We start from the raw sequence: 25,878 nt of genomic DNA on the forward strand, positions 1-25,878 counted from the left end.
CGAGCCACTCGGCCGGGCAGTTCCGTCAGCGCTCGCCGCCGGGAGGACCGATCACCAGGAGCGTCGCGAAGATCCCGACGAGGGCGACGACGAACACCGAACTGAGGACGGCCGGGTGGGCGAGGAACCAGCGCAGCAGGCGGTCGACCCAGCTCCGGTCCCGGGGGTCGTCGGTCGCGTCGCGACGCCACCCGCCGTCGAGGCGCCCGGTGCGATCGGCCCACAGGTCGAACGGAATCGTCGCATACGGCACGATCGCCGTCACGACCCCGAGTGCGATCAGCGGAACGCTCCAGCGCTGGTTCAGCCCGACGAGGATTGCCGTCGCCGCGTACGCCAGGAACACGAAACCGTGGATCGACCCGCCGATGCGAACGCCCACGTCGCCGAGGTCCCACACGTACTTCATGAGCAGCCCGAGGATCAGGAGCGTCCAGGTGACCGCCTCGGCGAAAGCGAGCGTGCGGTAGAACAGGCGGGGAGACACGGAAGACACTCCAGGGGAAGGGCGGCCGCGAGGCGAACGGATGCTCGCGGTCGGAAAGTCGGGATGCCTCCATCCTCGCAGGCGCCCCGCCGGCGGGGCGTCGTCCGAAAGGAGTAACGGCATCCGTCGCCCATCTCCGCCGTTCGGGGGATGCCCCGGCATCCGGATCGCTGCCAGAGTGGAGACGTACCCCCGCCCATCTACTTCAGGAGCAGCATGCCAACGGGAGTCCCCATCGAATTCGCCGGCGTCACGAAACGCTTCGGCCCCGTCACCGCCGTTTCTGACCTCAGCTTCACCGTCGAGCCCGGCCGTGTCACCGGCTTCCTCGGCCCGAACGGCGCAGGAAAGACCACCACACTGCGGATGCTGCTCGGTCTCGTCACCCCGACGGCCGGCTCCGCCACACTCGGCGGCGTGCGCTATCGGGATCTGCCGTCGCCGCTCGCCTCGGTCGGGTCGGCCCTCGAGGCCGCCAGCTTCCACCCCGGCAGGACCGCCCGTGACCACCTCGGTGTCTACGCCAAAGCCGCACGGATCGATCCGAAACGGGTGCCGATCGTCCTCGACACTGTCGGGCTCAGCGCGCACGCAACCCGGCGGGTCGGGGGTTACTCACTCGGCATGCGCCAGCGTCTCGGTCTCGCCTTCGCGCTTCTCGGCGACCCGGGCGTGCTCGTGCTCGACGAGCCGATCAACGGCCTCGACCCCGAGGGGATCAAATGGATCCGCGGCTTCCTCCGCACACTCGCCGCTGAAGGGCGCACGGTGCTGATCTCCTCCCACCTTCTCAGCGAAGTCCAGCAGAGCGTCGACGAAGTCGTCATCATCGCGCGGGGCGAGCTCGTGCACCGCGGGCCGCTGTCGAGCCTCGAGATCGAAGGGTCGGCGACGAAAGTGATCGTGGACTCCCCGAATCGCGAGCAACTGACGGCGGCGCTCTCCGCGGCATCCGCCACCTTCGAGGTCGCCAGGGCCGGCATTCTCGTCTCGGGGCTCGAACCGGGGCAGGTCGGCCATATCGCGTTCACGGCCGGAGTGGAGGTGAGTTCACTGCACCGACAGAAGTCGGGACTCGAGGACTCCTTCCTCGCGCTGGTCGGAGAGGGGGGATCGCTGTGAACACGTTCGTTCCCGCCTTCCGTGCCGAGATCGCGAAGATCCTCACCACTCGCATCTGGTGGATCCTCGCCATCATCCTCGTCGTCTACATCGCCTTCATCTCGGGTGGGCTGGGTGCCCTTTTCGGGTTCCTCTCGAAAGCCGGAGGGGCTGAGGCCCAGGGCGCGCCTCCCATGGACATCCTCGCCCCGATGCTCTACGGCTCGGTCAGTACGTTCGGGTACGTGTTCCCCGTGCTCCTGGGCGCGCTCGCGGTGACCGGCGAGTACCGGCACCAGATGCTCACGCCGACGTTCCTGGCGACGCCGAAGCGCGGTGTCGTCCTCAGCGCGAAGAGTGCCGCCCTGCTGATCTTCGGCGCGGTCTTCGGGGTGTTCGGCGTGATCGCGTCTGTCGGTGCCGGAGCAGGAGTCGTCGCGCTGTTCGGCCTCGACACCCAGCTCGATCACAGCGACACCTGGGCGCTGATCGGCAGGGGCGTTCTCGCGCTCGCGCTCTGGGCGGTCATCGGCGTCGGGCTCGGCGCCCTCATCCCCAACCAGGTCGCCGCGATCGTCGTGATCCTCGCGTTCACCCAGTTCGTTGAGCCGACCCTCCGTGCGGTGACGATGTTCGCCGACTGGGCGGCAGCCCTCGGCCGGTTCCTGCCCGGGGCCGCGAGCGACGCCCTCGTCGGCGCGCCCAGCCTGTTCACCACCGGCGCGACCGGTGTCGGCGTCGACCCGCTCGAGTGGTGGCAGGGCGGGCTCCTGCTCGCTTTCCTCGCCCTCGTGCTCACCGTTCTCGGCTACTTCGTGTCGTGGAAGCGGGATGTGACCTGAGAATCGCCCGACCCTCCACGCAGGGCTCGGTCTCATCCTCCCGGGGCGACGCGCGGCCGCCGGCCGTTTGGGATGATCCGAGCAACACCTGCGTGAGGGGAGACGACCATGACCAACATCGACGGTTCGCCCAGCGCCGTCACGGCCGAAACGCTGGCACTGGCCGTGGGAGCGGCGGGCTTCGTGGTGATGAGCGTCGTCGGGTTCATCGCCTCTGGTGGTGAACCGGTGCCGCTGTCGGGCCGCGGATCGGCCGGTGCGACAGCCGCGGGAGGCGCTGCCATCCTCGGTGCCGCGGCCGTTGTGGTCGGGATCGTGAAGCGCCGCAGGTCGAGGCCCCCGATCCATCGTCGCGGAGGAACGGCACGCGACGTCTTCGACATCGCCGCGCTTGCGATCGCGCACGCGTCTGTGTTCCTCATCGGCACTCTTGCCCTGTTCTCGCTCCTGTCCCGCTCGTTCCTCGGGGCCGTCCTGTTTCCCTTCGCGAGCGCCGTGATCATCGGTGTCGTCGGTGCCGTCACCACCTATTTCGCCTACCTGTCCGCCGTGAACATGAACATCTACCTCCTCGCGGCGCTTCTCGCCGTGTTCCTGTCGATGGGGGTGCTCAGCAGCATGCTCACGGCGGAGGACCCCCTGTGGTGGCAGAAGAACCTCAGCGCGCTGGGGATGGGCGACACCCTCTCCGGGTTCGCGTTCAACTTCACCCTGGCGATTGGGGGCTTCATGGTGACCATCGTCGCGAGCTTCGCCACGAAGGAGCTGGAGATCGCGGCGCAGTCGAAGTCACAGAAGTCGCGTCGGCGGGTCCTGCTGCTCCAGGGCGGACTCGTCCTCATGGGCATCCTGCTCGCCTGCGTCGGACTGTTCCCCGTCGACGAGAACCTCGCTGTCCACAATTCGGTCGCGTCGGGGATGCTGACCGTGTACGCCGCGCTGATCATCAGCATGGGCTATCTCGTCCCGGCGATCTCACGCGCGTTCGTCGCCCTCGGCTTCGTCTTCCTCGGGGTGATCGTGGGCGCCGCGGTGGCGTTCCTGCAGGGCTACTACAACCTCACGGCGACGGAACTCATCGCCGCGTTCCTCATCTTCTCCTGGCTGATCATCCTGATCCGCAACCTCGGCGCCGTCGACGCCGACCACCTCGAGACCCGGCCGCCGCACCCGCGCTACCGTCGAACGGACACCGCAGGCATCCCCGTGGTCGCTCCGGCCAAGCGCTGATCGCGGTGAACGAGGGAGGTGTTAGACCGCCTGGAGTGCCGCGATCGCGCTCGTGAAGAGCGTGAGGCCGTCGACGCCGGAACGCATGGCATCCGGGGTGTCCGGTCCGAAGCCGGGCTCGACCGCGTGCTCCGGGTGCGGCATGAGGCCGACGACGTTGCCGCGTTCGTTGGTGATGCCGGCGATGTCGCGGAGGGAGCCGTTCGGGTTGCGGTCGAGGTAGCGGAAGACCACGAGGCCTTCGCCTTCGAGCCGATCGAGTTCGTTCTCTGAGGCGATGAAGCCGCCCTCCCCGTTCTTCAGCGGGATGACGATCTCGTCGTTCGCGGTGAAGTCGCCCGTCCACGCGGTGTCGGCGTTCTCGACGCGCAGCGCCTGGTCGCGGCGGATGAAATGGCCGTGGTCGTTGCGGATCAGGCCGCCGGGCAGCAGGTGCGCCTCGGTGAGCATCTGGAATCCGTTGCAGATGCCGAGGACAGGCATACCCTTGTTCGCGGCGTCGATGACCTCCGCCATGATCGGCGAGACGGATGCGATGGCACCGGCACGCAGGTAGTCGCCGTAGCTGAATCCACCGGGCAGAACGAGGGCGTCGACGCCGTGGAGGTCGTGCTCGCCGTGCCACAGGGCGACCGGTTCTGCACCGGCGATACGGATCGCCCGTTGGGCGTCACGCTCGTCGAGCGAGCCCGGGAAGGTGATGACGCCGATGCGCATGACTACTCGGCCTCCGGGTAGGTGATCGCGACGACGTCCTCGATCACCGAGTTCGAGAGGATCTCGTCGGCGATGTGCTGAACGTCCGCGCGGACGGCATCCGTGATCGGGCCGTCGACGGTCAGTTCGAACCGCTTGCCGATGCGAACATCGGTGAACTCGGACTTGCCGAGCCGCGTGAGCGCCCCGGAGACCGCCTTGCCTTGCGGGTCGAGCAGCTCGGCTTTGGGCATTACTTCAACGAGGATGGTGGGCACCGAATGTCTCCCGGGTGATAGAGGTGGGGGAATACCTCAATCCTACCGGCACCTCGAACTAACGATGGATGCCGCGGGAACCGCACCCAACTAGGCTTTCGGCGAGAGGGAGCCCATGAACCATTCAGCCCTGACACCCGTATTCACGGGTCTGCGCTGGTCGCTGCACTCGTTGCTGATCGCGCTCATCGTCGTGGTGATGGTGCGGTCGGTGATCAGCGATGCCCCTCATGAGGCCCTCATCCACGGCCTCGCCTCCAGTCTCCTCGTCGTGTACCTCGGCGGTTCCCTGTTGGCGCATCTGAAACCCGAAAGCGTGCGGACCTTGCGGTGGGTCGCCTGGTTGTGGGTCGGCGTGCTGAGCCTGCTCTGGCTCGCCCTCGTCTGGCTGACCCCGGATGCCGCCTTTCTCGTCTTCCCGCTCTTCTTCCTCTTCCTCCAGTTGCTTCCGTCACGCGTCGCCGTGGCCGCCGTCGTCGTTTCCACGGCGCTCGCCGTGGCCGCCATCGGGATCCATTCCACGTTCACGATCGGCGGGGTGATCGGGCCGATCATCGGTGCCGGTGTCGCACTTGCGATCGGGTTCGGCTACCGGGCGCTCTACCGGGAGGCGGAGGAACGGCAACAACTCATCACCGAACTGGTCGAGACCCGGAGTGAACTCGCGGCCGCCGAACGGGCAGCGGGGGTGCTGGCCGAACGCGAGCGCCTCGCCCGGGAGATCCACGACACCATCGCGCAGGCGCTGTCGAGCATCCAGCTTCTGCTGCACGCGGCTGAGCGCCTCGACGGCGACCGCCCCGGCCTGGAGCAGTTACAGCTGGCGCGGCAGACCGCGGCCGATTCCCTCGTCGACACGAGGAGGATCATCGGCGAGCTTACTCCGCCGGCGCTCGACGACCGCACGCTGCCTGGCGCGCTTGCGCGCCTCGCCGACTCCACCGCCGAAACCCTGCGCGCCGCGGGAACACCTGCGGCCGTCAACTTCCAGCTCGAGGGCGATCCGGTGCCGCTGCCGATGAACGTCACCGCGACGCTGCTCCGCATCGCGCAGGGGGCGATCGCGAACGTCGCCCGGCATGCGCGGGCATCGCGCGCCGACGTCACGCTCACCTACCAGTCCGACAGTGTCTCGCTCGACGTCGTCGACGACGGCATCGGCTTCGATCCCGGCGAGGCGGCATCCGCCGCTCCCGGCGACTCCTTCGGGCTGCGCGCGATCCGCCAGCGCGTTGCGTCGCTCGGCGGCGTGCTCAGCGTGGAGTCAGCCCCGGGCGAGGGAACGGCCCTTGCCGTCACCGTGCCCATCCTCCACGAAGCACCAACCGCTCCGTCCCGATCGGAGGTGTCCGCGTGATTCGGCTGCTGATCGCCGATGACCACCCGGTCGTCCGGGCCGGCCTGCGCGCGTTGTTCGCGACGGAGCCCGACCTCGACGTCGTCGCGGAGGCGGCAACCGGAGAGCGCGCGGTCGAACAGAGCGGGACTGGCGTCGACATCGTCCTCATGGACCTGCAGTTCGGCGGTGGCATGCAGGGCGCCGAAGCCACACGCCGGATCCGGTCGGCGGCCGGCGCGCCGCATGTGCTCGTGCTCACCAACTACGACACGGACGCCGACATCCTCGGGGCGGTCGAGGCCGGTGCCTCCGGCTACCTGCTCAAGGACGCGCCGCCGGCCGAACTGATCGCGGCGGTGCGTGCGGCGGCGCGGGGCGAAAGCGCCCTGGCGCCGACCGTCGCGGGGCGGCTCGAGGCGCGAGCGAACTCCTCGGGTGAGACACTCACGACGAGGGAAGCCGAAGTCCTCGGGCTCGTCGCCGACGGATGCTCCAACCGCGCCATCGCGAAAGCGCTTTTCCTCTCCGAGGCCACCGTGAAGAGCCACCTGGTGCACATCTTCACGAAACTGCAGGTGTCGTCGCGGACGGCCGCCGTGGCATCCGCCCGCGACCGCGGTTACATCCGACCGACCTGATCCTCGTGCAGGATGCGCAACGCGGTGACAACGTCGGCGTGCCACCGGCGGGCGAGCGGCACGACTTTCGTGTAGATCGCCGCCTCATGGGTGGCGCCCTGGTATCGCACCGCGCTGGCGTCGACTCCTGAGGCGCGGAGGATGGCGGCATAACCCTCTCCGTCGAGTCGGAGGGCGTCGTACTCGGCGGTGAAGATCCAGGCGGGGGGCAGTCCGCGGTGGGTGAGCGCGCGCGCCGGTGACGCGTAGGGCTCTTTCGCCCGCGTCAGGTCGCCCAGGTACGCTTCCGCAACCTGCACGAGCTCACGATGTGCAAGGAACCGGGGGATGCGCATCTCACGGACCGGCGCCATGTCGATCGACTTGCCGGTGAGGTCGGTGACGGGCACCTCGAGCACCTGGAGCCGAAGCGGATGCCGGGCACGGTCCCGGTTGACGAGCGTGACGCTCGCGGCGATGTTCCCGCCGGAAGAGATGCCGGTGATGCCGATGCGATCCGGGTCGACGCCCAGCCGCTCCGCGTTCGCGACGAGCCAGTCGAGGGCGGCGTACCCCTGCTCGATCTGGGTGGGGTACTGGTGCTCAGGGGCGAGCGCGTAGTCGACGGCGACATGGATCACGCGGGCGTCGACGGTGCGGGACCGGAAGGTGGCATCGATGCTCGTGTAGTCGACGCCGCCGAGCTGGAAGGAACCGCCGAAGAAGGCGAGGACGGCGGGCAACAGCGGCCCCGATTCGCCTCGGCCGACTCCGCTTCCGTCGCCGTCGAGCGGTCGGTACGCGCGCACGCGAACCGTCGGATGGCCGGGAACATCGACCTGATGGTCGGTGACCTCCACCTCGGGAGGTTCCAGACCGACCCGGCGGTAGAGCTTGGTGTCCCACTTCTGCGCGTTGTGCCGCTTCCAGGCCGGGGTCTTGCGCCTGGCCTTCTCTTCCGGCGAGAGCGGCGGTTTGATGGTGGGAGCCGCTGCGGCGTGGGATGCTTCGGCGCCGGCGACGGCCGTGCCCGCCGCCTTGGTGCCGACCGTGCGGGCCGGGGATTCCACGAGGGCGAGCTTCGCGGCATCCCGTCGCCAGGGGAACAGCCGCGTGACCGCGCTCGTCACGAAGCCGAGGAGGATGCTGCGGGTCTCGACGATCATGTCGCGTCGCCTGGCCAGGTACATGGCGCGGAAGTACGGATCGAGTGGCACGGCGATCCCTCCTTTTCGGTGGGCTCGACAGTACCAAGTCCGGCCGGGCGGCGCAGGATTCCGGTACGGGCTTGACTGGTGCACCTGACGGCTGGCCCGGCGCCGGGCCTGCGGGGTTCTCAGGAGGCGGACTGCACCCGGATGAGGTTCGCCCACGGGTCGCCGAAGCTCAGGGTCTGGCCGTCGTCGCGGACCTGCACCTTGTGGTGGGTGAGGCGTTCGGTGAGTTCGCCGATGGCATCCCCCTCGGGAACGACGATGTCGATCCGGCCGAGGCCGAGTGCGGGCATCCGGGGGCCCGCGCCGCGGGAGTTCCACACGTTCATCGCCATGTGGTGGTGGTAGCCGCCGGCCGAGACGAAGAGCGCCTGGTTGCCGAACATGGTGGTGGCGTCGAAGCCGAGCGTGTTGACGTAGAACTCGCGGGCGGATGTCACGTCGCCGACGGACAGGTGGACGTGCCCGACCTGCGCGCCGCCGAAGACGGACTCGTCGCCGGGCATGGCCTGGCCCTGCTCGGTGAGGTGCTGAGAGAGGAACTCATTGGGGTCGACGTAGAGCGTGGCCATCTCGATCTGCCCGTGAACCCAGCTCCACTCGGTGCGGTCACGGTCCCAGTACAGTTCGACGCCGTTGCCCTCGGGGTCTGTGAAGTAGAAGGCGATGCTGACGAGGTGGTCGGCGCTGCCCGTGAACGTTCCCGGCGCTTTACGCGCGACCGAGTAGAGCGCAGCGGCGAGGGCGGCTTTCGATTCGAACAGGATGGCCGTGTGGAAGAGGCCGGCCGACCCGGGCGAGGCGTGCTTGAGCTCGGGGGCGTGCTCGAGGATGACGGCGGGAACGCCGCCCCGGCCCAGGCTCACCGTGTGTTCGGTGGCCGACAGGACGTGCAGGGGAACGGCATCCGTGTAGTACGTCGTCATCGCGTCGAGGTCGGCCACGAGAAGCGTCACGGGGCCCATCGCGGTGTCTGCGGCAAGTTTGTCTGAGGGTGCGAGCGAGTTCATGATGGGTATAACTATAGTTGTAGCGACAACATTCCCGCTACGGGCACATTCTTCGTACTCAGGCGGACACCGCGCGCTTCCGCAGGTCGAGCAGGCTGAGGATCAGGGCGAGGACGAGGAGGGCGACGATGATCGTTGTGCCCCGCAGGTAGGCATCCCGGTAGATCTCCACCGGGTTGTCGAGCCCCTGCTCGGCGTAGAGGGTCGCGAAGAAGGTGCTCGAGGCGACGGCGACGCCGATGGCGGTGCCGACGCGCTGCCCGACCTGCCCGACCGAACCAGCGACGCCGCCCTGCGTGACCGGTACGTCCTGGAGGGTGAGGGTCTGGTTCGGAGAGATGACGAACCCGCCACCCGCGCCGGCAACGGCGAGAACCGCGGCGAGCAGCCAGGGCATCCAGGCTTCGCTCGCGAACGCCGCGATCGGCAGCGTGGCGCCGATCCCGAGTCCGGCGAGGACGACGCCCAGCACGACCACCGACCGGCCGTGCGTGTTGACCAGCCGGCCGCCGAGCCAGGACGTGACCGCTGACGCGAGCGCGAACGGGATCGAGACCATGCCCGCGAACACCGCTTCGAGGCCGAGGCCCTGCTGGAGGAACAGCGTGACGATGAGGAACATGGCCGGGATCGCCGCGAAGTAGGCCGTGGCGATGAGGATGCCGTTCCGGTACGACGAGAGACGGAGCAGCCCGAAGTGCACGACAGGCGATTTGCCGATCCGGAGGTAGCGGCGCTCCCACCAGACGAACGCGGCGCCGGCGACGACGAAGCCGACGAGCCAGAACCAGCGGGCGGGGTCGTCGTCGGGGCCGCCGGTGGTGAGCACGAAGGGCAGCATCAGGCTGAACGTGGCGGCGCCGAGCAGCAGGATTCCGGTGACGTCGAGGTTCTTCGCCCCGGCTTCGTGGACCTGCGTCTTCGGCAGGAGCCGCCAGGCGAACCAGATGGCGATCATACCCAGGGGGATGTTCATCCAGAACAGCAGCCGCCAGCCGTCCTCGTGGCCGCCGATCGCGATGAGCAGCCCGCCGAGGGTCGGGCCGAAGGCGGTGGAGAGGCCGATGACGGCCCCGAACAGACCGAAAGCCTTGCCGCGGTCGCGGCCCTGGAAGAGCTGCTGGATGAGACCGAGCACCTGCGGCATCTGGATGCCCGCGGCGACGCCCTGCAGGATGCGGCCGATCACGAGGATCTCGATCGTCGGTGCGACGGCGCAGAGCAGGCTGGCGAGGATGAACGACGTGAGGCCGATGAGGAACATGGTGCGGCGGGAACGGATGTCACCCAGTCGCCCCGACGGGACGAGCGCGAGCCCGAAAGCCAGCGCGTAGCCGGCGACGATCAGCTGCAGCTCGGTGGCGCCGCCGCCGAGCGAGTCCTCGACCGATGGCAGTCCCACGTTGATCTTGGCGATGTCAAGAATGGTGAGGCAGGCCACACCGACGCAAACCCAGAAGCTCTCCCACTTGACTCGGTTGGCGTGGGCATCGTTCGGAGAGAGTTCAGACATCTCTCAGAACATTACGCTGTCAGTCGCTCCAGTAATTCCCGGTAGCGTGCCGCGGTCTTTTCGACTATCCCGGCCGGAAGCTCGGGCGGGGTGCCGGCCGAGTCCCAGTTCGCGGCGAGCCAGTCGCGCACGATCTGCTTGTCGAAGCTCGCCATGCGGGCCTCGGGGGTTTCGGCGCCGGCGTAGACGGCGGCGTCCCAGTACCGCGAAGAATCGGAGGTGAGGACCTCGTCGGCGAGGGTGAGCACCCCGGTTTTCGGGTCGCGGCCGAACTCGAACTTGGTGTCGGCGAGGATCACGCCCCTCTGCTCCGCGATGGCGGCGGCCTGCGCGTAGATCGCGAGCGACGCGTTCCGCAGCGCCGTGGCATCCGCTTCGCCGACCAGGTCGACGCTCTGCTCGAACGAGATGTTCTCGTCGTGTTCGCCCATCGGCGCCTTGTACGCGGGCGTGTAGAGCGGTTCCGGAAGGCGGTCGCCGTTGTTCAGGCCGTCGGGAAGGGGAATCCCGCAGACGCTGCGCGACTCGAGGTATTCCTTCCAGCCGGAGCCGGTGAGGTAGCCCCGCACGACGCACTCGACCGGGAACATGTCGAGTTTCTTCACGAGCATCGCGCGACCGGCGACCTCGGCCGGAACCGCCGCCGCGAGCTCGTGGTCGGCGAGCAGGTGGTTCGGCACATCGAGCCGGTCGAACCACCAGAGGCTGAGGGTGGTCAGCAGCTCGCCCTTGCCCGGGATGCCGGGGGAGAGCACGTGGTCGAACGCGCTCACCCGATCGCTCGCCACGACGAGAAGGGCATCGGATGCCGCGCCGTCGCGTTCGTACAGGTCACGAACCTTGCCTGAGTAGAGGTGGGTCCAGCCGGGCAGGTTCGTCGATTCGCTCACCCGTCCATTATCGCGCCGGAACGGGGCGGCTCCGTCGCGCGGGTGTTTCGGCCTCGCGCGGGTGCGAGTGCGCCCGCGCGACGCCGATCGCCCCGCGCGTCGCCGCGATCGTCCGGGGTGAGGTGGCGCGGGGCGTCAGTGGGCCACGCGTGCGGCGATGTCCGTCCGGTGCTGAGCGCCCTCGAGCGAGATGTGGCCGAGCGCTTCGTAGGCGCGGGCGCGGGCCTCGGTGAAGTCGTCGCCCAGCGCGACCACGCTCAAGACGCGGCCGCCCGTCGACACGAGCTCGTCGCCCTGGACCGCGGTGGCGGCGTGCGCCAGGTGGACGCCGGCGACGGCCTCCGCTTCGGTGAGGCCGCGGAGGGGGCGCCCGGTGGCGGGCGCCGACGGGTAGTTCTCGCTCGCGAGAACGACGGTAACGGCGGATGCCGCGGCGAACGTCGGGCGGTCGTCCCGGAGCGTTCCGGTCGCGGCCGCGTAGAGCAGCTCGGAGAGGGGCGTCGTCAGCCGCGGGAGCACGACCTGGGTCTCGGGATCACCGAAGCGGGCGTTGAATTCGATCACCCGGATGCCGCGGTCGTCGGCCTTCTCGCGCCGGGAGGTGAGGATGAGACCGGCGTAGAGCAGGCCGATGAACGGGGTCTGCTCGTCGGCGAGCCGGGCGACGACCGGTTTCGCGATTGTCTCGAGCACCTCCGTGACGAAGGCGTCTTCGCTGCCGAAGGTCTCGTCGAGCCAGGGCAGCGGCGAGTAAGCACCCATGCCGCCGGTGTTCGGGCCTTCGTCGCCGTCGGCGAGGCGCTTGTAGTCCTGGGCGGGGGACAGCGGCACAACGGTGTGGCCGTCGCTGACGAAGAACAGGGAGACTTCCTGCCCGTCGAGGAACTCTTCGACCAGCACGCTGCCCTGTTCGAGGTAGGTGCGGGCGTGCTCGACGGCGGCCGCGCGGTCGGTGGTGACCAGGACGCCCTTGCCGGCGGCGAGGCCGTCGGCCTTGACGACGTAGGGCGCGCCGAACGCGTCGAGCGCCGCCTCTGCTTCGGTGAGAGTGGACGAACGGCGGGCGCGACCGGTGGGTACACCGGCGACATCCATGACGCGCTTCGCGAAGGTCTTCGAACCCTCGAGCTCGGCGGCCGCCCGCCCGGGTCCGAAGACGGGGATGCCCTGCTCACGCAGTTCGTCGGCGACACCGGCGACAAGGGGCGCCTCCGGTCCGATCACGACGAGGGCGATGCCCTGGGCGATGGCGTAGTTGGCGACGACCACGGGGTCGTTCGGGTCGAGGTCGACGGTTTCGACGACCTGCCCGATCCCGGCGTTGCCCGGGGCTGCCAGAACCTCGTGGTCGGCGTCCTCACTGAGGAGCGACAGGATGATGGCGTGCTCTCGCGCACCCGAACCGAGGACAAGGATCTTCACGCGTACTAGCCTAGAGCGCATGGCACGTGCCCGTATTCCGGATGACGTCGGACGCGACGCGGTCGACCTCGCGGTTCGCGAGGCGGCATCGCGCGACGAGGTCGCCACCGCCGTGCGCTACACCCTCCAGTTGCTCGCCGAGCGGTCGAGTGGGAACACCCTCGAAGTCCGGGTCCCCCCGTTCGGCGCCGTGCAGTGCATCGAAGGGCCACGGCACACCCGCGGCACGCCGCCGAACGTCATCGAGATGGATGCCGAAACCTGGCTCGCCCTCGCGACCGGAGCGCTGTCGTGGACGGATGCCGCGGCATCCGGCACCGTCACCGCCTCCGGGCAGCGCGCAGACCTCACCGGTCACATCCCGGTGCTGCGCTTGCCGCACTGATCGCTGGCTTCACCTGGGCCGCGAGGTCATCCGTTCCGGTCGGAGTCGTCCGGCGCGCCGGGTGCCTTCGTCCGAAGTGGATGACCAGGCGCCGGGGGCAGCCCTACGTGCGCGGTGTCCCGGATGCGTTCTGCACCGGGAGGCGGTCGGTCTCTCCCAGGGAGCGGCGGGCGAGAAGCGTTGCGCCTGCAGCGGCCGCGGGCATGGTGACGAGGGCGCCGAGCGGCACGAGGAACAGCACGAACACGGCGACCCCGAAACCGAGGGTCGTCGAGCGCTGGGCACCGAGCGCAGCGCGTCGCTGTCTGAGCGGGAGTCCCCGGCGTTCAAAGGCCGGTGTCGACAGTTCGAGCGCGAGGAACCAGCCTCCGGTGATGGCACCGAGGATCCACGCGAGGACCGTTCCGACGACGGGGATGAAGCCGAGGACGAAGAGACCGAGACCGATCGCGAGCGTCACAAGCAGGATCCGCACGGACTCGCCGATGCCGCGGGCGATGGAGGCGAGGAGTGGTGCGTCGACCTGCTGCGGGACGCCGCCGAGCGAGGCCTCGACCCGCTCGGAGATTCTCTCGAAGAACGGCTGGCCGATCAGCAGGGTGATCGCGGTATAGCTGTAGACGAAGATGAGCAGGCCGGCACCGGCGATCGCGGCCATGACCAGCAGACGGATGCCGGTCCGATACACCTCGTCCCACCGGTCGGCGAACGGGGTGAGGAATGTGGAGATGTTCTCGAGGTTGAGGGCCAGCACAACGGCTGCCGTGACGATGATCACAAGAGTGACCAGCCCGGGGATCGCGCCGATCAACATGAGGCGGGGCGACGTCGCCCAGAGCCGGAAGCCACGGGCGAGAAGCCGGATGCCCAGGCCGAACCCGGTGAGGAAGCCGACCTTCGTCGTGTTGCTCGTCATGCTCACAGGGTAGGACACGGCGTCTCGATACGCTCGCTTCGCTCGCGTCTCGATACGAACGGGGCGGGAGGAGCACCCAGCGTAATGAGCGACAATAGAACAATGAACACTGAGCCAGCCCGTCCTGAGCCAGACTCCCCCTCCGCAGAGCCCGCCGCATCCGGCCTGCCGGTTGGCCGTCGGCAGGTAGCGGTCAGGCGCTCACCGAAGTACGGCAACTTCGTCCTGATCGGCGCCCTGCTCGGCGCCGTCGTCGCGTTCGTGCTCACCGTCTCGATTCCCCAGGACCTCCAGTACGCCAGGGACAACGGGTTCGCCGAGTACTCGCAACTGCAGATCTTCGGGTTCCTGCTGCTCATCGGTCTCGTGATCGGCATCGCCCTCGCCCTCGTCGTCGCCCTCCTGCTCGACCGGAGGAGCAGTCGGAGAAGCCGTGTCGTCGAAGCGGATAAGGTTGACGTGCACGAGGCTCCCGCGCAGGTCGAGTCGGAGACGATCGACCCGGCGCCCGCACCGGCTCTCGAGCAGAACCCCCCGCATCTTCCCCCCACCACGAACGAGGGCAAAGCGTGAGCACATCTACCCCGGCCGACGACTCCTCCTCGAGTTATCGGCAGGCCGGCGTCGACACCGCGGCCGGGGACCTGGCCGTCTCGCTGATGAAGTCAGCGGTCGCCAACACCCACGGACCCGAAGTTCTCGGTGGCGTCGGCGGGTTCGCCGGCCTCTTCGACGTGTCGTTCCTCACCTCGTACAAGCGTCCCCTCCTCGCCACCTCAACCGACGGTGTCGGCACGAAGGTCGCCATCGCGCAGGCCATCGACAAGCACGACACCATCGGCCAGGACCTCGTCGGCATGGTCGTCGATGACATCGTCGTCGTCGGTGCGAAACCGCTCTTCATGACCGACTACATCGCCTGCGGCAAAGTGGTGCCACAGCGCATCGCCGACATCGTCGCCGGCATCGCCCGTGCCTGCTCAGACACCGGCACCGCGCTCGTCGGCGGCGAGACCGCCGAACACCCCGGCCTGCTCGGCCCCGACGACTACGACGTTGCCGGCGCCGCGACCGGCGTGATCGAGGCAGACGCCCTGCTCGGCGCCCACCTCGTCGAAGACGGCGACGCCGTGATCGCGCTGGAGTCCTCCGGGCTCCACTCCAACGGCTACTCCCTCGTGCGTCACATCCTCGCCCAGCGCAAGATCGCCTTCACCGACACGTCGGCGGAGCTCGGCGGCGTCGTCGGAGAGGTCCTCCTCGAGCCGACCCGCCTGTACACGTCGCCGCTCCTCGACCTCATCGGCCGCCACCCGGGCGCCGTCCACGCGCTCTCGCACGTCACCGGCGGCGGCATCGCCGCGAACCTCGCGCGCGTGCTTCCGGTCGGCAGCTGGGTCGAGGTCGACCGGACGAGCTGGTCTCCTGCCCCGGTCTTCCGCGCGCTGAGCGACCTCGCTTCCTCGACGCTCGAGAGTGCTGAGGGCACGTGGAACCTCGGCATCGGCTTCTTCGCCGTCGTCCGGGCGGATGCCGCGTCGGCGATCACGGCGGACCTCACGGCCGGCGGCATCCCGGCCTGGCAGGTCGGCACGGTCTCCACCTCCCGTCGCGACCTCACCGGGTTCGAACAGGGCGCGAAGGGCGTCGACGGCGGAGCCGTCCGCCTCGTCGGAAGCTATTCCCATTAACATTCCTCCAACGCAAGGAGCCCGCTAGGTATGTGCGGCATCGTCGGCATCGTCTCTCCGGAACCGGTCAACCAGCAGGTCTACGACGCGCTCCTGCTGCTGCAGCATCGCGGGCAGGACTCCACGGGCATTGCCACGGCAGATGGCTCCACCTTCCACATCCACAAGGCGAAGGGGCAGGTGCGCGAAGCGTTCCGCACCCGCGACATGCGGTCGCTCCTGGGCAAGATGGGCCTCGGCCACGTCCGCTACGCGACGAAGGGCGTCGCAGACAACGAGCAGGAAGCCCAGCCGTTCTACGTGAACGCGCCGTACGGCATCATCCTCGTGCACAACGGGAACCTCACGAACACCCGTGAACTCGCCGACGACCTGTTCCACATCGACCGCCGCCACGTGAACTCCACCAGCGACACCGAGATGCTGCTCAACGTGCTGGCCACCGAACTGCAGTCGCAGATCACCGGCCTCGAACTCGACCCCGACCAGGTCTTCACGGCCGTGTCGCAGGTGCACGAACGGGTCGAGGGGTCGTACGCGGCGATCGCCATGATCGCCGGTCACGGCCTGCTTGCCTTCCGTGACCCATTCGGCATCCGCCCCCTCATCCTCGGGCGCCGCTCAGCGGGGTTCGTCGGGGACGAATGGATCGTCACGTCGGAGTCACTCGTTCTCGAGAGCGCCGGCTACGACGTCGTGCGTGAGGTCGCCCCGGGTGAGGCGATCTTCATCACCACCTCGGGTGAGATGTACTCCCGCCAGTGCGCGAAGAACCCGCGACTCGTGCCGTGCTCGTTCGAGTACGTCTACCTGGCCCGCCCGGATTCGGTCATGAACGGCATCTCGGTGTACGAAGCGCGCCTGCGTCTCGGCGACAAACTGGCGGGGACCATCGCCGAACACACGCCGATGGGTGACATCGACGTCGTCATGCCGATCCCTGACTCCTCGCGCCCGGCGGCCATGCAGGTGGCGCAGAAGCTCGGCATCGAGTACCGCGAGGGGTTCTACAAGAACCGCTACGTCGGCCGTACCTTCATCATGCCCGGGCAGGCGCAGCGCAAGAAGAGCGTGCGACAAAAACTCAACGCCATGTCGACGGAGTTCAAGGGCAAGAACATCCTCATCGTCGATGACTCGATCGTGCGAGGCACCACGTCGAAGGAGATCGTCGACATGGCTCGCGCCGCCGGCGCCAACAAGGTCACGTTCACCTCAGCGGCACCACCGGTGCGGTACCCGCACGTCTACGGCATCAACATGCCATCGCGATCGGAGCTCGTCGCGCACAACCGTAAGATTCCTGAGATCGCCCGCGAACTCGGCGCCGACCGCCTCATCTACCAGGAGGTCGAAGACATGAAGCAGGCCATCATCCAGGGCTCGAGCGTCACCGACCTCGAAATGAGCTGCTTCACCGGCGACTACGTCACGGGAACGGTCACACCCGAGTACCTCGACTGGGTCGAGCGCAACCAGCTCTCCTGACCCACCCCGTAGCGCATCGCCGGCGCTGCTGTCAATGCTGCTTCGTGGGCCAGCCGTCCGTGACACAGTTTTCACTATGAGCCTGATCGCACGACACAACCAGAGGATGGCGAGTCCGTTCAGCGAGGTTCGCCAGGGTGCCCGCGACGAACTGCTGATGGTGATCGCCGGCGGCACCGGCGTGATCTCGGTCGTCGGCGCCATCGCCTGGGTCGTCGTCGCCGTCGCCAGCTAACCTCGCGGCGAAAACCCAGTCTCGCGATATAGCGTGACGACATGGTCACCGAAGCAGAACTGAGCCGCGAGATCGCCGCGGGGGAGAACCCCGACCGGCCCGTTCGGCGGATGCTGCGACGGGTGCGTGCCTGGATCGACACGCGGCCACGCCTCCGCAGCTTCTACCGATTCACCGTCGGCGGACTCGGGGGAGGCATCGCCCTGCTCGGGCTGCTTTTGGTCCCGCTCCCCGGGCCCGGATGGCTCGTGGTCTTTCTCGGGCTGGCGATTCTCGGAACCGAGTTCGTCTGGGCCGGCAAGGCGGCCGGATTGCTCAAACGGATGCTCGCGCGATTCTGGGCATGGTGGAACGCCCGTCGCGCCGCCCGGGCATAGCTCTACCCGGTGATCGCCCTTCGACAGGCTCAGGAACCGCGCGACATCGAGATCCGAGGTCCTTGGATCGAGCTTGTCGAGATCAAGCCCTCTTGGGTTCGCCCGCAGGGAAGTCGTCGGTGTATTCCGACCACTTCGCCGCTTCGTCGCTGTAAGCGTCGTCGTGTGAATGACCCGTGAGCTCACGCTCAAGCGCGTCGTAGTTCACATCAGGACTAAACGACTTCAGCTCACGCGCGATCTTGGTGTGCTTTGCCTTCTGACGGCCACGCCCCATGCGAGACCCCCTTACGAATTAGTAGCGGGGCGGTGAAGTTCCGCCCTATGGTTTTCACCCACCAGGGAACGATAAAGACTAACCTCGATCTTAGCATGGCGCCCCGCCCTGAACGGCCGCGCGGGCAGCCGAGAGCGTGGAGAAGGGTGAGTGTCCGTCGCCGGACACCCACCCTGTCGGTCCGCCCTCACGAGCCGCTACTCCGTGGTCGTGCCGAATGCCGCCCGGATGCCGTCACGCACGCGGTCGAGATCGGTCCGGAGCTGCTGCACCGTGGCATCCGTCAGCGAGCCGGTCGCCACCTGCTGGCGGAGGTCTGAACGGAGTTGCTGCCGGAACTGCGCGATCACCATGTCGGCGTCGTGCAGGGCGATCCGGCTGGCGACGCGGTCGTCTGGCTCCTCGGTGGAAACGGACGGGGCGCTCGATGACGACTGCGAGGCCTGACGGGCGGCGGACGCAAGGTCCGCTTTGAGGCTGCGCATCGCGTCGGTGACGCCGGTGCGGACCGTGTCGGCGAGGCGCCGCACCGAGTCCGTGAGCTCGAGTTCGATGGCGTCGAGGTCGCCCTGGCGCCCCTCGAGTTCCCGGCGACCGACATCGGTGATCGAGTACACGGTCTTGCGGCCGTCGCTCTCCTTCGACACCAGTCCCTCTTCCTCGAGCTTCGCCAGCCGCGGGTAGATCGTGCCGGCGCTCGGGGAGTAGGTCCCCCCGAAGCGGTCGGAGAGCGACTGGATCAACTCGTAGCCGTGCTTGGGGCCTTCCGCGAGGAGGCTCAACAGGTAGAGGCGGAGGCTTCCGTGGCTGAAGACGGGGCTCATGCCACGCCACCCGTCGAGAAGGCGTTCCTGTCGGCCGGCGCGGGGTCCGGGCGGCGGATCACCGTGACGTTGCCCGAGACCGAATTGGCGACGACGTCGGTGTAGAAGTTGCCGTCTCCTTCCGTGGTGCTCTGGAAGCCGCGACCGCGGGTGCCCTTGATCACCGCGTTGTCGAGCTGAAGCCGGCCAGACACCGTGTTGACGACGTAGCGCGTGCCGACATCGGCGGACAGGCGGGCCGTCAGGTTGCCGGAAACCGTGTTCGTGGCGATCCGGTCGCAGTGCCCCTGGGCGTCGACGAACACGTCGCCGGAGACCCCGTCGCTCGAGAACTTCGAGATGTTTCCCGCGGCGGTGATGTCGCCCGACACCGTGTGGGCGTTGATGGCCCCGGTATGTGACTGCACGCTGATCTCGCCGGAGACGCTCTTGAGGTCGAGGTCGCCGGTGACGCCTTCGACCTGGAGCTCGCCGTTGACCGTCGACAGGTTTGCGCTGGTCTTCAGTCCGGAGATGAGGGCACTTGCCGAGACCATGCCGAACGTCAGGGCGATGCGGCGGGGAACCAGCACGCTGATCTCGGCCTTCGCGGAGTTCTGGCCGAATGACTTGAAGACGTCGAGGAAGTTGTCCCAGCCCAGTTGTGGGTGGTCGATTTCGAGAACGTCGCCGTCGATCGAGATCTTGAGGTCCTTGCCCGAGACGCTGTGCACCTCGATCCGGGCGGAATCCTCATCGTGGCCGAGGATGTCGATCTGGCCGCCGATGAGGCCGACTTTGAGCCTGCGCACAAGCTCGACGTCGATGATGCGTGACTCCCCGGGGAGCACGACCCATTTTTCCAATGCCATTGTTCTTCCTTCTCTGCCGACCCTGAGGTCGATTTCGAGGTCGCGATATATCGCAACCGTTGAGAAGTCACGATATATCGCGTTTGTGGGAAGATCAAGGGCTTTCGAGCAACACTCAGGTAAGGTGTCAGCCCTCCGCGACGGGAAGGCCGGCGTCGCGCCAGGCATAGGTGCCGCCCTCGACGTTGACGGCCCGGTAGTCGCGTGCCTCGAGATATTCGACGACACGGGCGCTTCGCGCTCCTGAGGCGCAAATGACATAGAGCGTCTCGTCGGCCGGGAGTTCGCTTTCGCGCTCAACAAACTGGCTCATCGGGATGCTCGAGGCGCCGACGGCCCGGACCTGCTCAAATTCGTCGGGCTCGCGCACGTCAATGATCGCGGCGTCGTTCAGCCGCGCGAGTTCGGTGACGGTGATGGTGTCCATGGCGGGTCCAATCGAAGAGGTATCGGTGCGATTATTCGCCACCGTGCGAGCATTAGCAATTTGGCGCCCGCCTTGACATTGACGCGGCGTAAACATTTAGCGTGGGAATCGTCAGGAGGAAATGCACATGGACTGGTCGATCCAGGAGATCGCCCGGCACGCGGGCACGACGAGCCGAACGCTGAGGCACTACGGCGACGTCGGCCTGCTGCGGCCGAGCAGGGTGGGAGCGAACGGCTATCGCTATTACGACGAGGACGCACTTGTGCGGTTGCAGCGAATCCTGTTGCTGCGCGAGCTCGGCCTCGGGCTGCCGGCCATCGCCGATGTCCTCGCGCAGTCGGCCGACCAGGTCGGCGCGCTCCGGACCCACCTGGACTGGCTGCGGCGGGAACAGGACCGACTCACGCTGCAGATCGCTGCGGTGGAGGACACCCTCAACAAACTGGAAGGAGGTGAACAACTGATGGCAGAGAACATGTTCGATGGTTTCGACCACACGCAGTACAAAGAGGAAGTCGAGGAGCGCTGGGGCAAGGACGCCTACGCGAAGAGCGACACCTGGTGGCGGTCGATGTCGGATGCCGAGAAGGCCGACTGGAAGACGCGGGCCGCACAGCTCGGTTCCGATTGGATCGCCGCGGCCGAGTCCGGTATCGCCGCTGACAGCGACGAGGCGCAGGCAATCGCGGGGCGCCACGTCGAGTGGCTCGCGTCGATCCCCGGGACCCCGGGCGCGGTGAAGGAGTATGTCACAGGCCTCGGCGAGATGTACGTCGCCGACGAGCGCTTCGCGGCCAACTACGCGTCCGCGAACGCCGCGGACCCGCTCGCGGGCGCCCGGTTCGTCCGTGATGCCCTGGCGGTGTACGCGGAACGCAACCTGTAGTGCCTGTCTGCCTTGCGGCATCCGTTTGTTTTGGTGGACGGATGCCGCAAGTCCGTCAACGGCACGCGCGTTCTTATCGGCGTCGTAGCACGGTGCAATTCACCGTGCCCGAGTTGCGCGTGGGTGATCGTCGGCGTGGGTCAGCCGTCCGTGCCCGCCCTAAGAAAGCCATCGCCTTCGAATGTCTTGTGCCCCTGAATTCCAAGGGTCTCCAGTCGTTCAGCGCTGGTTTGGAAAAGGAGCGGAGTCTCGTCCACGAAGCGGGACACGAGGAGGCCAGACCTCCCAGTCGGCGGTCGCCGCTTCAAAGTTGACGATCGCGCGGTCGCTCGCTGGGTCTGTGAACAAGGCTTTGACCACCTGGGGATCAGCTGTGAAATGGCGAATGCCGCGGCCCGCGAGGTCGCTGATCGCATCGGAAGTGCGCAGGCTCGCGACGAGCACGTCACAGCCGGTTCCCTCCAGCAATCTGTGCATTCCTTCGATCTCATCGAGACCTGGTCGACCCGCATCCTGGAGCCTGCCGAGATATGGTGCGACATACCGGGCGCCGATGGCTGCGGCAGCGACTGCTTGACCGGGACTGTATACGGCGGTAAGGAGTACGATCGCGCCATCGCGTGTCAGCCGGGCGGCGGCGCGGAGGCCCTCGGTTGAGGCGGGAACCTTGACGACGATCCGTTCGCCCAAGCTGAGGATTGTCCGGCCGGTGCGCTCGAGGTCATCAGCAGTGGTTCCCCATGCCTGAAAGAAGATCTCGTGAGCACCTGCGGCGAGCCACTCGTCGTAGAGCGCCGGAATTGCGCTTGAGTCGAGCTTCGAGCGTGCCAGGATCGTTGGATTGGTCGTCACACCGGTGATGAGCCCATCGGTCAGCAGCGGCGTGACGGCCGAACGTTCCGCGCTGTCGGCGTACAGTCTGATTGTCGTCATGCGTATCCCTTCGGCACCGCCCTCTACGCTGAGCTCTTCACAGTGTGGCCGTTGACCCGCCGGATTTCCAACTCAATCGCTCGTTTGAGCGCGACGCGGATGCAATTGCGTCAGGCGCGCGAGAGCAGTTCGCGAGCGACGGCCAGATCAGTGACAAGCGACGTTGCATATCGGCCGAGCAATACGGAGTGGATGGCATTTGCTTTGGTGAGCCCGCCGGCAACTGCGATCACGGTCGGAATCTGCTGCAGCTGCTCGCCGCCTATGGCGATCGTGCGGGCAGAGACTTCCGGCATCAGGGGGTTGCCGCGATCATCGAGAAGTACTCCGCAGACTTCCGCGCGTACACCCTGTTCGGTCATGCGTCTTTGTTCGCTGCGGACGAAGGCTTCGCGTAGTTGCGAATTCGGCGGAGTCCAGCTTCCCACGGAGACAACTCCGATGGTGGTTTTGTCGAACATGTCGAAGGTGGACGCGATGCCCGGTTGACGACGCAGTCCGTTCGCCGTCTCCGCATCGGGCAGCAGCAGCGGCGCGAACAGCGGGTACGTCTCGCCGTGGCTGATGGCAGAAAGCATGCGCAAGGGTTCCATCGAGTTCGAGCCGAGGGAGCCGACGATGCCTCCCAGTTGCACGATCGGGCATGGGGGCAGGGCGGAGATGGCAGACGCTGTCGCGGCAATGGAACGCCCCCAGCCCAGGCCCAGAACATCGTCTTTGGTAACGATGCGCATGACGAGGGCGGCGGCTGCGGCTCCCAGCAATTCGCGCAACCGTTGTTCCTGCTTGAGCGTCTGCATGTCGACGAGCACCACGTGCTCGAGGTCGTACCGTGCCCGCAGCTGGTCGGCCAATTCGGTGTTGCGTCTGCGGGGAGCGGCAATCGAGATCCGCACGAGTCCCTCGTCGAGTGAGCGTTGCAGGATACGCGCCACACGGAATCGCGAAATATCGAGTTCGGCGGCGATGGTGAGCTTGCTCTGCTGCTGAAGGTAATGGCGCTCCGCGATTTCCACGGCAAGACGGAGTTCTTCCTCCGTGAAGGCGTCTCCGCCAGGTTGTTCGCTCATATGAGCAGCATACTTGGATGTTTTCCGCACATTTGACTAGGCTCGCTCGGGCCGCGGAAAATCGCGGGCAGCATTTTAGAAAGAGAGTCACAGGCGACTATGAGCGCGACGATCGAAAGACCAGCCGTCTGTACGATCGGCGTCGACTTCGGAACTGAGTCGGCCCGTGCTGTGGTTGTCGATCTTTCGAGCGGGCGGGAACTCGGGGAGTGCACCTCGGACTACCCGTCAGGGGTCATCTCCGACGCGCTCCCCGGTTCGGGCGTCCTGCTCGCTGCCGATTGGGCACTTCAGGACGCCGACGACTATCTGCGGTGTCTGACCGAAGCTGTCACCGGAGCGCTCGCCGCCTCGGGGACTGGAGCGTCGTCCATCATCGGGATCGCGATCGATGCCACAGCATGCACGATCGTTCCGGCGCTCGCGGACTCGACCCCGCTCAGTCGGGTAGCGGATCTGCGTGATCAACCGCACGCCTGGGTCAAGCTGTGGAAGCACCATGCCGCTCAGCCACAAGCCGACCGGATCAACAATCTCGCCGAGACTGTAGACGACCTCGACGTCACCCCATACGGGGGCCGGGTCTCCTCCGAGTGGCTGCTGCCGAAAGCCTTGCAGGTGTTCGAAGAAGCCCGCAACGTCTTCGAACGTACCGAGCGCTTCATCGAAGCGCAGGACTGGATAACCTGGCAGCTGACTGGGACTGAATCGCGCAGCGCCCAGGCCGCGGGGTTCAAAGCGAATTTTCGGGTTGAGGCGGGCGGATACGCGTCTGCCTCGACACTCGACGCGCTCGCGCCAGGGTTCAGTGCGCTCCTCGACCGCCTCTCGACCGAGTTCAGTCCAGCGGGAGCACAGGTCGGTTCCCTGGTGCCGGCGTGGGCCGAGGCGCTTGGCCTGCCTGCCGGCATCGCGGTCGCGACGGGGAGCATGGATGCGCAGGTCACGATGGTTGCCTGTGATGCCACGGCGCCAGGTCGGATGGTGCTCGTCATGGGAACAAGCGTGTGTAACCTGTTGCTTTCCGAGACCGGAAGGCCGGTCGCCGGAGTCGCCGGGGTCGTCCGTGACGCGATCATCCCAGGTACATGGGCCTATGAAGCCGGACAGGCTGGCATCGGCGATATGTTCGGCTGGTTTGTGCGCAACAGCGTGCCGGCCTCCTATGTCGAACAAGCAACGTCGCTTGGGATCGACGTCTTCTCTCACCTCGAATCGCTCGCCACCACCATCGAATCTGGTCGCAATACCGTTCTGGCGCTCGACTGGTGGAGTGGCAACCGCTCACCCCTGGCCGACTCAGCGCTGAGCGGCGCCGTCATCGGATACTCCCTCGGCACAAAGCCGGAGAATGTCTACCGTGCCCTTCTGGAGGCCGCCGCCTTTGGTCAGCGTGCCATCATCGACACCTTCGAAGCTGCCGGCATCCTCGTCGAGGACATCGTGGCGTGCGGCGGCCTGCCTCACAAGAGCCCGCTGTTCATGCAATTGCTCGCCGACATCACCGGCCGGGAAATCCAGGTTTCGCAGAGCGCCCAAGCAGGCGCACTAGGCGCGGCGATCCACGCGGCCGTCGCAGCAGGACCCGCCGCCGGTGGATTCGCCTCACTCGACCAGGCGGGCCATGCTCTCGGAGCACTCCGATCGCACGTGTATTCACCTAACCCAGCCGCCACCGCAGCCTATGAGTCGGCCTATGCCGACTACCTGGGGCTTGTGGACTATTTCGGCCGCCAGAACGTCGGTGTCATGCACCGATTGAAGGGCCGTGTCTACGATGACGCGGCCACTTCGCAGTAATCCCACCAATACAGAGCTGTAAGGAACATTCGTGAAAATTGCAAGAACTGCCAGCGCGATCGCCCTTGGCGCCGCCACCGTATCGCTTTTGGCCGGCTGCGGCGCAGGAATCAGCGCCGACGCCGAGGGTGCAGGCTCGGCGTCGACGTCGATGATCAACATTGTGAAGCTCTCCGGCGGTGACTGGTTCAACCGCATGGAGACGGGCAACCAGGAATGGGCCGCGGAGAACGACTTCACTGTTACTCAGACGGCCGGCGACGACTCCAGCCCTGAGAAGCAGATCGCTGTCATCAGCGACACGATCCCGCAGCAGCCGGCGGCGATCACGGTCGTGCCCAACGCGCCTGAGAGCATCGAAGCCGTCCTCAAGCGCGCCAGGGACGCGGGTGTCGTGGTCGTCACGCACGAGGCCGCCGGCATCGTCAACACGGATGCCGACATCGAGGCCTTCGATGACAAGGCATACGGCGCGCATCAGATGGATCTCCTCGCGGACTGCATGGGCAACGCCGGTGGTACATACGCTCATTTCGTCGGCGGACTCACCGTCACAAGCCACAACAACTGGGTCGCGGGGGCCGAGGCACAGGCCACCGCTGAATACCCGAAGGTAACGTCGATCGGCGACCCGATCTCGTCGGACGAGAGTGCAGATACCGCCTACCAGCGCACCAAGGAACTGCTCGCGACGTACCCCGACCTGCGCGGTGTCCTCGGCTCCGCCTCAACCGACGTCGTCGGCGCTGGTCGTGCGATCGCCGAGGCAGGCAAGGAAGACAGTGTTTGCGTTATCGGTACCTCGCTGCCTTCGACAGCGGGAGACGCCCTTAAAACAGGAGCGGTCGACACCATCACTTTCTGGGACCCCGCCCTCGCGGGGAAGGCCATGCTGACGATTGCGAAGTTGCTTGTCGACGGCGAGAAGCTCGTCGACGGCGCAGACCTCGGTATCCCCGGCTACGAGAAGCTCACACAGTCAGCTGATTCCCCCACCACGTTCTTCGGAACCGCGTGGGTCGACGTCACCGCTGACAATGCGGCCGACTACCCCTTCTAACCCCTGTGAACTCGGT

At 67.0% G+C, this 25,878-nt stretch carries 29 protein-coding genes; 14 read left to right on the forward strand and 15 right to left on the reverse strand.

What is annotated here, in order from left to right; all coding sequences use genetic code 11:
• Positions 1-25 precede the first annotated feature (25 nt).
• On the reverse strand, positions 26-487 hold the full coding sequence (locus ABIE24_RS03980; RefSeq protein ID WP_354497038.1) for a DUF3817 domain-containing protein: 462 nt from the start codon (positions 485-487) through the stop codon (positions 26-28).
• 216 nt (positions 488-703) lie between these two features.
• Between ABIE24_RS03980 and ABIE24_RS03985 the strand changes: the two genes are divergently transcribed.
• From ABIE24_RS03985 to ABIE24_RS03995, 3 genes are all read left to right on the forward strand, one after another.
• Positions 704-1,609 (forward strand): ATP-binding cassette domain-containing protein, encoded by a 906-nt coding sequence (locus ABIE24_RS03985; protein WP_354497040.1) that lies wholly within the window; start codon positions 704-706, stop codon positions 1,607-1,609.
• The gene (locus ABIE24_RS03990) at positions 1,606-2,430 is read left to right on the forward strand and encodes an ABC transporter permease (protein ID WP_354497042.1); all 825 of its coding nucleotides are present in this window, start codon (positions 1,606-1,608) and stop codon (positions 2,428-2,430) included. Before ABIE24_RS03985 ends, ABIE24_RS03990 begins: the two co-directional genes overlap by 4 nt.
• Before the next feature lie 108 nt (positions 2,431-2,538).
• The gene (locus tag ABIE24_RS03995; protein WP_354497044.1) at positions 2,539-3,660 is read left to right on the forward strand and encodes a hypothetical protein; all 1,122 of its coding nucleotides are present in this window, start codon (positions 2,539-2,541) and stop codon (positions 3,658-3,660) included.
• Positions 3,661-3,681: 21 nt separating this feature from the next.
• On the opposite strand, the gene purQ is transcribed toward ABIE24_RS03995, so the two are convergent.
• Together purQ and purS are read right to left on the reverse strand one after the other, a co-directional pair.
• On the reverse strand, positions 3,682-4,377 hold the full coding sequence (purQ, locus tag ABIE24_RS04000) for a phosphoribosylformylglycinamidine synthase subunit PurQ (protein ID WP_354497046.1): 696 nt from the start codon (positions 4,375-4,377) through the stop codon (positions 3,682-3,684).
• A gap of 2 nt (positions 4,378-4,379) precedes the next feature.
• Complete coding sequence (purS, locus tag ABIE24_RS04005) at positions 4,380-4,610, reverse strand: phosphoribosylformylglycinamidine synthase subunit PurS (RefSeq protein WP_502916236.1); 231 nt, start codon at positions 4,608-4,610, stop codon at positions 4,380-4,382.
• 139 nt (positions 4,611-4,749) lie between these two features.
• On the opposite strand from purS, the gene ABIE24_RS04010 reads away from it, so the two are divergent.
• Both ABIE24_RS04010 and ABIE24_RS04015 read left to right on the forward strand, forming a co-directional pair.
• Positions 4,750-5,991 (forward strand): sensor histidine kinase, encoded by a 1,242-nt coding sequence (locus ABIE24_RS04010; protein ID WP_354497050.1) that lies wholly within the window; start codon positions 4,750-4,752, stop codon positions 5,989-5,991.
• Complete coding sequence (locus tag ABIE24_RS04015) at positions 5,988-6,611, forward strand: response regulator (RefSeq protein WP_354497052.1); 624 nt, start codon at positions 5,988-5,990, stop codon at positions 6,609-6,611. Before ABIE24_RS04010 ends, ABIE24_RS04015 begins: the two co-directional genes overlap by 4 nt.
• Here ABIE24_RS04015 and ABIE24_RS04020 read toward each other — a convergent pair.
• From ABIE24_RS04020 to purD, 5 genes are all read right to left on the reverse strand, one after another.
• The gene (locus ABIE24_RS04020; protein WP_354497054.1) at positions 6,593-7,807 is read right to left on the reverse strand and encodes an alpha/beta hydrolase; all 1,215 of its coding nucleotides are present in this window, start codon (positions 7,805-7,807) and stop codon (positions 6,593-6,595) included. The two genes, ABIE24_RS04015 and ABIE24_RS04020, sit on opposite strands and share 19 nt — an antisense overlap.
• 119 nt (positions 7,808-7,926) lie before the next feature.
• Positions 7,927-8,814 carry a VOC family protein gene (locus ABIE24_RS04025; protein WP_354497055.1) on the reverse strand — a complete coding sequence of 296 codons (888 nt, stop codon included), beginning with the start codon at positions 8,812-8,814 and terminating at the stop codon, positions 7,927-7,929.
• A gap of 58 nt (positions 8,815-8,872) precedes the next feature.
• Entirely contained in the window at positions 8,873-10,327 is a 1,455-nt protein-coding gene (locus tag ABIE24_RS04030; RefSeq protein WP_354497057.1) for an MFS transporter, read from the reverse strand.
• 11 nt (positions 10,328-10,338) lie between these two features.
• Positions 10,339-11,217 carry a phosphoribosylaminoimidazolesuccinocarboxamide synthase gene (locus tag ABIE24_RS04035; protein WP_354497058.1) on the reverse strand — a complete coding sequence of 293 codons (879 nt, stop codon included), beginning with the start codon at positions 11,215-11,217 and terminating at the stop codon, positions 10,339-10,341.
• 135 nt (positions 11,218-11,352) lie between these two features.
• Positions 11,353-12,639 (reverse strand): phosphoribosylamine--glycine ligase, encoded by a 1,287-nt coding sequence (purD, locus tag ABIE24_RS04040; RefSeq protein ID WP_354497060.1) that lies wholly within the window; start codon positions 12,637-12,639, stop codon positions 11,353-11,355.
• 19 nt (positions 12,640-12,658) lie between these two features.
• Between purD and ABIE24_RS04045 the strand changes: the two genes are divergently transcribed.
• Positions 12,659-13,024 (forward strand): sterol carrier family protein, encoded by a 366-nt coding sequence (locus ABIE24_RS04045; RefSeq protein ID WP_354497062.1) that lies wholly within the window; start codon positions 12,659-12,661, stop codon positions 13,022-13,024.
• A 103-nt stretch (positions 13,025-13,127) separates the two neighbouring features.
• On the opposite strand, the gene ABIE24_RS04050 is transcribed toward ABIE24_RS04045, so the two are convergent.
• Positions 13,128-13,940 (reverse strand): EI24 domain-containing protein, encoded by an 813-nt coding sequence (locus ABIE24_RS04050; RefSeq protein WP_354497063.1) that lies wholly within the window; start codon positions 13,938-13,940, stop codon positions 13,128-13,130.
• 102 nt (positions 13,941-14,042) lie between these two features.
• Between ABIE24_RS04050 and ABIE24_RS04055 the strand changes: the two genes are divergently transcribed.
• The 5 genes from ABIE24_RS04055 (at position 14,043) to ABIE24_RS04075 (ending at position 17,731) form a co-directional block, all read left to right on the forward strand.
• Positions 14,043-14,513 carry a hypothetical protein gene (locus tag ABIE24_RS04055; protein ID WP_354497065.1) on the forward strand — a complete coding sequence of 157 codons (471 nt, stop codon included), beginning with the start codon at positions 14,043-14,045 and terminating at the stop codon, positions 14,511-14,513.
• Complete coding sequence (gene purM, locus ABIE24_RS04060) at positions 14,510-15,631, forward strand: phosphoribosylformylglycinamidine cyclo-ligase (protein WP_354497067.1); 1,122 nt, start codon at positions 14,510-14,512, stop codon at positions 15,629-15,631. The genes ABIE24_RS04055 and purM overlap by 4 nt, the downstream gene beginning before the upstream one ends.
• Positions 15,632-15,661: 30 nt before the next feature.
• A complete protein-coding gene (gene purF / locus ABIE24_RS04065) occupies positions 15,662-17,119 on the forward strand; it encodes an amidophosphoribosyltransferase (RefSeq protein ID WP_354497069.1) in 1,458 nt (485 codons plus the stop codon).
• A gap of 76 nt (positions 17,120-17,195) precedes the next feature.
• Complete coding sequence (locus ABIE24_RS04070) at positions 17,196-17,354, forward strand: hypothetical protein (protein ID WP_354497071.1); 159 nt, start codon at positions 17,196-17,198, stop codon at positions 17,352-17,354.
• Positions 17,355-17,395: 41 nt separating this feature from the next.
• Complete coding sequence (locus tag ABIE24_RS04075; protein WP_354497073.1) at positions 17,396-17,731, forward strand: PGPGW domain-containing protein; 336 nt, start codon at positions 17,396-17,398, stop codon at positions 17,729-17,731.
• A gap of 82 nt (positions 17,732-17,813) precedes the next feature.
• On the opposite strand, the gene ABIE24_RS04080 is transcribed toward ABIE24_RS04075, so the two are convergent.
• The 4 genes from ABIE24_RS04080 to ABIE24_RS04095 all read right to left on the reverse strand — a co-directional run bounded on the left by ABIE24_RS04080 (position 17,814) and on the right by ABIE24_RS04095 (position 20,110).
• Positions 17,814-18,008, reverse strand: coding sequence for a DUF3073 domain-containing protein (locus ABIE24_RS04080; RefSeq protein WP_090710591.1), 195 nt, complete (start codon positions 18,006-18,008; stop codon positions 17,814-17,816).
• A 197-nt stretch (positions 18,009-18,205) separates the two neighbouring features.
• Positions 18,206-18,832: a PadR family transcriptional regulator gene (locus tag ABIE24_RS04085; protein WP_354497075.1), complete on the reverse strand. Its 627-nt coding sequence runs from the start codon at positions 18,830-18,832 to the stop codon at positions 18,206-18,208.
• Complete coding sequence (locus ABIE24_RS04090) at positions 18,829-19,683, reverse strand: DUF4097 family beta strand repeat-containing protein (protein ID WP_354497077.1); 855 nt, start codon at positions 19,681-19,683, stop codon at positions 18,829-18,831. Before ABIE24_RS04090 ends, ABIE24_RS04085 begins: the two co-directional genes overlap by 4 nt.
• 127 nt (positions 19,684-19,810) lie before the next feature.
• Entirely contained in the window at positions 19,811-20,110 is a 300-nt protein-coding gene (locus ABIE24_RS04095) for a rhodanese-like domain-containing protein (protein ID WP_354497079.1), read from the reverse strand.
• A 127-nt stretch (positions 20,111-20,237) separates the two neighbouring features.
• Between ABIE24_RS04095 and ABIE24_RS04100 the strand changes: the two genes are divergently transcribed.
• A complete protein-coding gene (locus ABIE24_RS04100; RefSeq protein ID WP_354497081.1) occupies positions 20,238-20,999 on the forward strand; it encodes a MerR family transcriptional regulator in 762 nt (253 codons plus the stop codon).
• A 219-nt stretch (positions 21,000-21,218) separates the two neighbouring features.
• Here the strand turns inward: ABIE24_RS04100 and ABIE24_RS04105 are convergent, their stop codons facing one another.
• Together ABIE24_RS04105 and ABIE24_RS04110 are read right to left on the reverse strand one after the other, a co-directional pair.
• Positions 21,219-21,932 carry a transaldolase family protein gene (locus ABIE24_RS04105; RefSeq protein ID WP_354497083.1) on the reverse strand — a complete coding sequence of 238 codons (714 nt, stop codon included), beginning with the start codon at positions 21,930-21,932 and terminating at the stop codon, positions 21,219-21,221.
• A gap of 110 nt (positions 21,933-22,042) precedes the next feature.
• Complete coding sequence (locus ABIE24_RS04110; RefSeq protein ID WP_354497085.1) at positions 22,043-22,948, reverse strand: sugar-binding transcriptional regulator; 906 nt, start codon at positions 22,946-22,948, stop codon at positions 22,043-22,045.
• 153 nt (positions 22,949-23,101) lie between these two features.
• Between ABIE24_RS04110 and ABIE24_RS04115 the strand changes: the two genes are divergently transcribed.
• On the forward strand, positions 23,102-24,802 hold the full coding sequence (locus ABIE24_RS04115) for a ribulokinase (RefSeq protein WP_354497088.1): 1,701 nt from the start codon (positions 23,102-23,104) through the stop codon (positions 24,800-24,802).
• 31 nt (positions 24,803-24,833) lie between these two features.
• Complete coding sequence (locus tag ABIE24_RS04120) at positions 24,834-25,862, forward strand: substrate-binding domain-containing protein (RefSeq protein WP_354497090.1); 1,029 nt, start codon at positions 24,834-24,836, stop codon at positions 25,860-25,862.
• Positions 25,863-25,878: the final 16 nt, after the last annotated feature.

The organism is Mycetocola sp. 2940, from assembly GCF_040548835.1.
Classification (GTDB): Bacteria; Actinomycetota; Actinomycetes; order Actinomycetales; family Microbacteriaceae; genus Mycetocola_A.